The following is a 4,705-nucleotide window of genomic DNA, read 5'->3' as shown; positions in this document are numbered from 1 at the left end:
CGCGGACGGGCGAGCAGCCCGTCCGCGCCCCTTTCGCATGTCCACGGACCCCTGGCGGCGCCCGGAGGGCCCCGGTTCGCCCGTTCCGTGGACGGCCCGGGCCCGTTCGGCGCGTCCCTGCGCCCCCGTCCGTCACAGGTGCGTAACCCTGCCTTGACGTGGAGGGTGGCCGCGGTGGAAGCTTCCGCATGTCGGTCGACATTGTCGAACGGCGGCCGGGAAGATCCGCTCCCACTGCGCTCACCCGCACCGGATCGACCCGGCACACCTGCCCCCACCCGCACACGCACGTCCGGGCCATCAGGACAAGGGAGTCTCTGTGTCCGCTTTCTCCAACGGCGACATCTTCGTCGGCGAAACCCTCGGCACCGCCGCTCTGATACTCCTCGGCGGCGGCGTCTGCGCCGCGGTCACGCTCAAGAAGTCGAAGGCGATCAACGCCGGCTGGCTCGCCATCACCTTCGGCTGGGGATTCGCCGTCCTCATCGCCGCCTACATGTCGGCCCCCAAGTCCGGCGCCCACCTCAACCCGGCGGTCACCCTGGCCATCGCCGCCGACACCGGCGACTGGAGCAAGGTCCCGCTCTACATCGGCTCCCAGATGCTCGGCGCGTTCATCGGCGCCGTCCTGGTGTGGGTCACCTACCTCGGCCAGTTCCAGGCCAACGAGGAGCCCACCCTCGGCATCTTCTCGACCGGTCCCGAGATCCGGAACCCGATCCAGAACATGCTCACCGAGATCATCGGCACCTTCGTGCTCTGCCTCGCGATCCTCACCCAGGGCCTGAACAAGGGCCTCGGCCTCTCCGGCACCGGCATCCTGATCGTCGCGCTCACCGTGGTCGGCATCGGCCTGTCGCTCGGCGGCCCGACCGGCTACGCGATCAACCCGGCCCGCGACCTCGGCCCGCGCGTCGCCCACGCCCTGCTGCCGATCCCCAACAAGGGCAGCTCGGACTGGTCGTACGCGTGGATCCCGGTGGCCGGCCCGGCCATCGGCGGCCTGCTGGCCGGCGGTTTCTACCACATCGTCTTCTGAGCCCGACCGGGGTTTGCCCGGCACCCGCCCACGGGGACTGACCCCACGTCAGGCCCGCCCGTCCCTGCATCCCTCATCCAGATCGAGGACCCCATGACTTCTGGCACCACGCCCACCGGGAACTACATCGCCGCGATCGACCAGGGCACCACGTCCAGCCGCTGCATCATCTTCGGCGCCGACGGCCGGATCGTCGCCGTCGACCAGCAGGAGCACTCGCAGATCTTCCCGCAGCCGGGCTGGGTCGAGCACGACGCCGCCGAGATCTGGACCCGCGTCCAGTCGGTGATCCGCGGGGCCCTCGAGAAGGCCGGCCTCACCAAGGACGACATCCGCGCCATCGGCATCACCAACCAGCGCGAGACCACCGTGCTGTGGGACAAGAACACCGGTGAGCCCGTCCACAACGCGCTGGTCTGGCAGGACACCCGCACCGAGGCGCTCTGCCGCGAGCTCGGCCGCAACGTCGGCCAGGACCGCTACCGCCGCGAGACCGGCCTGCCGCTGGCCAGCTACTTCGCCGGCCCGAAGATCCGCTGGCTGCTGGACAACGTCGAGGGCCTGCGCGAGCGCGCCGAGGCCGGCGACATCCTCTTCGGCACCATGGACACCTGGGTCATCTGGAACCTGACCGGCGGCGTCGACGGCGGCAAGCACGTCACCGACGTGACCAACGCCAGCCGCACCATGCTGATGAACCTCCACACCCTGGAGTGGGACGAGAAGATCGCCGAGTCCATGGAGGTGCCGATGACGGTCCTCCCGGAGATCCGCTCCTCCGCCGAGGTCTACGGCCACGCGATCGGCGACCTGGAGGGCGTGCCCGTCGCCTCCGCGCTCGGCGACCAGCAGGCCGCGCTGTTCGGCCAGACCTGCTTCGACGAGGGCGAGGCCAAGTCGACCTACGGCACCGGCACCTTCCTGCTGCTGAACACCGGCGAGAAGGTCGTCAACTCCTACCACGGCCTGCTGACCACGGTCGGCTACCGGATCGGCGACCAGAAGCCGGTCTACGCCCTGGAGGGCTCGATCGCCGTCACCGGTTCGCTGGTGCAGTGGCTGCGCGACCAGCTGGGCATCATCTCGACCGCGGCCGAGATCGAGACCCTCGCCTCCACCGTCGAGGACAACGGCGGCGCCTACTTCGTCCCGGCCTTCTCCGGCCTGTTCGCCCCGTACTGGCGCTCCGACGCCCGCGGTGTGATCGCCGGTCTGACCCGGTACGTGACCAAGGGCCACCTGGCCCGGGCCGTGCTGGAGGCCACCGCCTGGCAGACCCGCGAGGTCGTCGACGCCATGCAGAAGGACTCCGGCGTGGAGCTCACCGCCCTCAAGGTCGACGGCGGCATGACCTCCAACAACCTGCTGATGCAGAACATCGCGGACGTCCTGGACGCCCCGGTCGAGCGCCCCTACGTCGCCGAGACCACGGCGCTGGGCGCGGCCTACGCGGCGGGCCTCGCGGTCGGCTTCTGGAGCGACCTCGACACCCTGCGGGCCAACTGGCACCGCGCCGCCGAGTGGACCCCGCGGATGGACGAGGCCACCCGCGACCGCGAGTACAAGAAGTGGCTCAAGGCCGTGGAGCGCACCATGGGCTGGGTCGAGGAGGACGAGCAGAGCTGACGAACAGCCGGCCGGGGCAGCGCCGCCCCGGCCGGCCTTCGTGACGTTCCGGCCCGCCGCACCGGGCCGGCCACGGTCTCCCCGCGGAGACCGCACCGCACACCCCGAGAGGAGACACGGCAGCCCGACCAGGCCGCCGTACACACACCATGGCAACCATTCCGACTCTGGGCGCCGGCTACACCACCGGCCGCACCGCCTCCCGCGCCGAGACCCGCGAGCTGCTCGGCAAGGCCACCTACGACCTGCTGGTGATCGGCGGCGGCATCCTCGGCACCGCAACCGCCTGGACGGCGGCGCAGGCCGGTCTGAAGGTCGCCATGGTCGACGCGGGCGACTTCGCCGGCGCCACCTCCAGCGCCTCCTCCAAGCTCGTCCACGGCGGTCTGCGCTACCTGCAGACCGGCGCGGTCAAGCTGGTCGCCGAGAACCACAAGGAGCGCCGCGCGCTCGCCACCGACGTCGCCCCGCACCTGGTCAACCCGCTGACCTTCTTCGTGCCGGTGTACAAGGGCGGCCCGCACAGCGCCCCGAAGCTCGGCGCCGGCGTCTTCCTCTACTCGGCGCTCTCCGCCTTCCGCGACGGCATGGGCCGGGTCTCCACCGCCGCGCACGCCGCCCAGCAGGTGCCGGCGCTGCGCACCGAGGGCCTTCGCTCGGTCGCGGTCTACGGCGACCACCAGATGAACGACTCCCGGGTCGCCGTGATGACCGTGCGCGCCGCCGTCGAGTCCGGCGCGGTCGTGCTGAACCACGCCGAGGTCACCGGTCTGCGCTTCACCGGCGGCCGGGTCTCCGGCGCGGAGCTGCGGGACCGCCTGGACGGCACCGAGTTCGGCGTCTCCGCCCGCCTGGTGCTCAACGCCACCGGCCCCTGGGTCGACCACCTGCGGAAGATGGAGGACGCGGGCGCCGCCCCGTCGATCCGCCTCTCCAAGGGCGCGCACGTCGTCGTCAAGCGCCGCACCCCGTGGCGCGCCGCGCTCACCATCCCGATCGACAAGTACCGCGTCTCCTTCGCGATCCCGTGGGAGGACCACGTCCTGCTCGGCACCACGGACGAGGAGTACACCGGCGACCCGCTGGACGTCCGCGCCACCGAGGCCGACATCGACCAGATCATGGACGAGGCCGGCCACGCCATCCGCGACGAGCACCTCGACCGCGACCTGATCACCTACGCGTTCGCCGGCCTGCGGGTGCTGCCCGGCGGTCCCGGCGACACCGCCGCCGCCAAGCGCGAGACCGTCGTCACCGAGGGCCGCGGCGGCATGCTGTCGGTCGCCGGCGGCAAGTGGACGACCTACCGGCACATCGGCCGCGCCGTGCTGGAGAAGCTCAAGCACGTGCCCGGCACCGGCCTGGCCGAGGACATGTCGCCCTTCCCGGCGACCGTGCCGCTGCCCGGCGTCGGCGCGCCGAACGCCGTCGCGCACCGCCTGCTGGTCGACCGCGAGCCCGGCTCCCGGATGGAGCCGCTGGTCGCCAAGCACCTGGCGAGCCACTACGGCACGCTCTCCTTCGAGATCGCCCACCTGATCGCGCAGGACCCGGAGCTCGGCCGGCCGGTCCACGCCGACGGCCCGGACGTCTGGGCGCAGGTCGCGTACGCCGCCGACAACGAGTGGGCGTACACCGTGGACGACGTGCTGCGCCGCCGCACCACCATGACGGTCCGCGGCCTGGACACGCCGGAGGTCCGCCAGGAGGTCGAGGCCTTCCTCGCGAAGCGCGGAAAGAAGTAGGACACAGCCTCGCGAAGCGCGGAAAGAAGTAGGACACAGCCTCGCGAAGCGCGGAAAGAAGTAGGACACAGCCTCGCGAAGCGCGGAAAGAAGTAGGCAGTACCGGTAAAAGCGTTCGCCCCCTTCGCCGCCCGGCGCCTAGCGTCGGTGCGGGGAAGGGGGCGATGTGCATGGTGCGCAGGACGCCGCGGGAGAAGAAGCGGCTGAGCTACCTGAAGGACCGTCGGAACGCCTTCGGCGAGAACGACAAGAGCTCGCGCACGAGCATCCGGCGCCGCAAGCGGGCGGTGAACAG

The 4,705-nt window shown here is 71.3% G+C and carries 3 protein-coding genes; all 3 read left to right on the top strand.

Translation table 11 applies throughout. The features are described from left to right. Positions 1 to 319: 319 nt before the first annotated feature. Positions 320 to 1,039, top strand: a complete 720-nt coding sequence (locus ABZ641_RS26235; RefSeq protein ID WP_344627383.1) for an MIP/aquaporin family protein — start codon at positions 320 to 322, stop codon at positions 1,037 to 1,039. 93 nt (positions 1,040 to 1,132) lie between these two features. Continuing rightward, positions 1,133 to 2,665: a glycerol kinase GlpK gene (gene glpK / locus ABZ641_RS26230; RefSeq protein ID WP_344627384.1), complete on the top strand. Its 1,533-nt coding sequence runs from the start codon at positions 1,133 to 1,135 to the stop codon at positions 2,663 to 2,665. 149 nt (positions 2,666 to 2,814) lie between these two features. Further along, the gene (locus ABZ641_RS26225; RefSeq protein WP_359985485.1) at positions 2,815 to 4,410 is read left to right on the top strand and encodes a glycerol-3-phosphate dehydrogenase/oxidase; all 1,596 of its coding nucleotides are present in this window, start codon (positions 2,815 to 2,817) and stop codon (positions 4,408 to 4,410) included. Positions 4,411 to 4,705: the final 295 nt, after the last annotated feature.

It is taken from the genome of Kitasatospora sp. NPDC007106, from assembly GCF_040634455.1.
GTDB classification, from domain to species: Bacteria; Actinomycetota; Actinomycetes; order Streptomycetales; family Streptomycetaceae; genus Kitasatospora; species Kitasatospora arboriphila.
Note: the sequence above shows the minus strand (reverse complement) of the source record. Positions and strands in the feature narration are given on the sequence as shown.